Annotated in this window: 2 protein-coding genes; one reads left to right on the forward strand and one right to left on the reverse strand. The window is 35.3% G+C overall.

What is annotated here, in order from left to right:
* Positions 1 to 1,266, reverse strand: a 1,266-nt coding sequence (locus tag JM658_RS16895; RefSeq protein WP_236961060.1) for a TonB-dependent receptor plug domain-containing protein, incomplete at its 3' end; no start/stop codon positions are given.
* A 778-nt stretch (positions 1,267 to 2,044) separates the two neighbouring features.
* Here JM658_RS16895 and JM658_RS16900 point away from each other — a divergent pair.
* A complete protein-coding gene (locus JM658_RS16900) occupies positions 2,045 to 2,311 on the forward strand; it encodes a helix-turn-helix domain-containing protein (RefSeq protein ID WP_236961062.1) in 267 nt (88 codons plus the stop codon).
* Positions 2,312 to 2,756: the final 445 nt, after the last annotated feature.

A 2,756-nucleotide genomic window follows, 5' to 3' on the forward strand; every position in this document is an offset into this window, starting at 1 on the left:
TAGCGTCAGAGCCTCAAGGGTCGGATCACTCGCTAATAAATCATTATTCTCATGGGTATACGAAGTGGTGATATTAGCGTGGAATTTTTGGTCTGAAGAATAATGGTTTAAATTCAGTTGACCTGTGATACGTTGGTTTCCAAAATCTCCTGGAAATACAACGGATTCATCCCTATAACCGCCACCAAACCTAAAGGTCGTTTGATCGCTTCCCCCTGAAAGGTTCGCATATATATTGTTTATATAGGAAGATCCACCAATAAGCTCCTCCTGCCAATCTGTATAACGGTTCCTGTCCCACTCCAACAGATCATAAGCATTACTAGAGGTTTGCTCCCGATTATCATTAGCAAAGGCCTCTTCCCGCATTGTAATATATTTATCGGTATTTAAGACATTCATAAAATTGGAGACCTGCCCGATGCCGCTTTGTAAATTGACATCCAATTTTAACTTTCCGCTTTTCCCTTTTTTGGTAGTAATCAATACCACCCCATTGGCACCTCGTGAACCGTAAATGGAAGTTGCATCAGCGTCTTTTAAAACTTCGATATCGGCTATATCCGAAGGATTAATACTATTTAAAGGAGATGAATTTCCATTGGCACCCTGCACTAAACTAGAAGTTATCGGATCGGAAGGATAAGGAACTCCATCTACTATAAATAATGGATCATTTCCATCCAACCGAATACTATTCCTTCCTCGGATCTGTATGGAAAAATCACCACCAGGCACCCCTGAATTTTGAGAGATATATACCCCAGGAATCTTTCCCTGCATGGCAGCCAGTGGGTTGGATACGGGCTGCGACTCAATATCTGCAGCCGTTATACCGGAAATACTTCCCGTTCGCTCCTTTTCCGATACCGTATAATAACCGGCATTGACCGTAACGGCGCCAAGATCGGTAATAGCATCCTCTAAGACAATGGAAAAATCTTCCTTCGATCCTACTCTTATTTCTAAAGATTTAAAACCAATGTAAGTGATAATTAAAACATCGGTAGGAGTGGCCTCCAGATAAAAGACACCCTCATTGTTTGTGAAAGTTCCGGTAGAAGTGTCTTTTAAACGAACCGAAGCTCCCTGAACCGGAGTTCCGTCCGAATCAGTAACCACTCCCTTAATCCGATGTTGATAAGCAGCTAAATCAAAAAAATTAACACCCCTAGTATTCCCAAACAAGGAATACGTTCCAATAGAAAAGATAAACAGGGCAAGTAATAGGATACACCTATCTCGTATTGCATCTTTTTTTTTCATAATTTTGAATAGTTTTTAATTAGACTTTAGTTTAATTGAATCAAAGGCTCTCTATTTTTTTACAGCTCTAGAGAGCCTTCTTTATCTTTCTAAATACCATATCACCCTTATGAATTCTATAGCCATAACATTGGTGTTATAACTAAATAACTCATATGGGAAACCCTTGGTATAAAAACTTTAAATGAAAACATGACCGGATACCATGAATGACGTAGATCGTTGATTACAGGAGAAATAAATAATGAAGTACCGAATAAAAAATGACGTCACTCCCGTAATAATATATCTTATATAGGATCTTTGGGCTTTTTAATAAAAAGCCTGTCCATAACTGAAACCCTTAAACCATAAGAAAGGCTTTTAGGTGCAAAACAAAACCATAATAAAGTAGTTGGTCGGTTCATTAACAATACATTTTTCAATGCAATCTCTACAACCAAAAATCGAGAAGAAACGCTTAAAATCTATTGAAATACTACTGATAAAAAAAGGGCGTGGTATTCAACTCATCGCATCGGAGGTACTGGTATACCCTGTGTACAGATAAGTGAAAAACTCACGCCCGGGTCGTGAGCAAATTTACTTATCATCCCGTACACATAAAAATTACCAGTTTTCCGATACAAGATTCAAAGCAATTGCTTCTAATATTTTCTATTTGAAGAATTGCAAATATATGTTATTGAGACAAATATATATAAAATATTTAACTTTTGGGATATATCCCAAAAGAATATTGATCAATTAATACAACCTTGTTTCCAAAAGACAAGTAATGGACTCAAGAAAGGTAGATGATTTTTTACAGAATGTTTTAATTGAAATTGGAAATAAAATCAAAGAAGAAAGAGAACAAAGGAATTTAAAATTAATAGACACTGATGTATCATCAGATATAGATCCAGGAGATTTTAGCAGATATGAAAATGGTATAGGCAACCCTACTCTTAAAACCTTAATTAGGATTTCAATTGCATTAAAACTAGAGTCTTTCGAAATATTTGGCCTTGAATTTCCATTAGAAGATTTTATTGAAGAATAAAAACATATAATCACATTCGTAAAGTATATGTTAAGCCAATCAAGAGAGGATTGGCTTTTGGTTTTATAGGATTGTGGTTTTTCTAATTTGGCATTTAACATTTCATCGATTATTCCAGAGTAAAAAAACAGGTTGAGCTGTACAAATACAACTACAAGTAAATAAATAAATCATGATATATTTATACAGTCCTTTTCATAAACCTAAGATAATTAGCTCACTTCATCTAATGGTATCTTCCTTAACATAACCTGAAAAGACCCTAAAAAAAGTGTTGTTATCCTGTAAAATTGTAGGATAAAATGTATTTTAGTGTCTTAATCAAAGAACAATTAATCCCATTATGAGTAAAAGACTTGGACTCGATTTAGATAAAAATTCCATTGGGTGGGCAATTATTGATGCTGGGGAAATATTGGATACAGGGACTAAAGTTTATTCTGAC

It is taken from the genome of Joostella atrarenae (genome assembly GCF_021764745.1).
Lineage (GTDB): Bacteria > Bacteroidota > Bacteroidia > Flavobacteriales > Flavobacteriaceae > Galbibacter > Galbibacter atrarenae.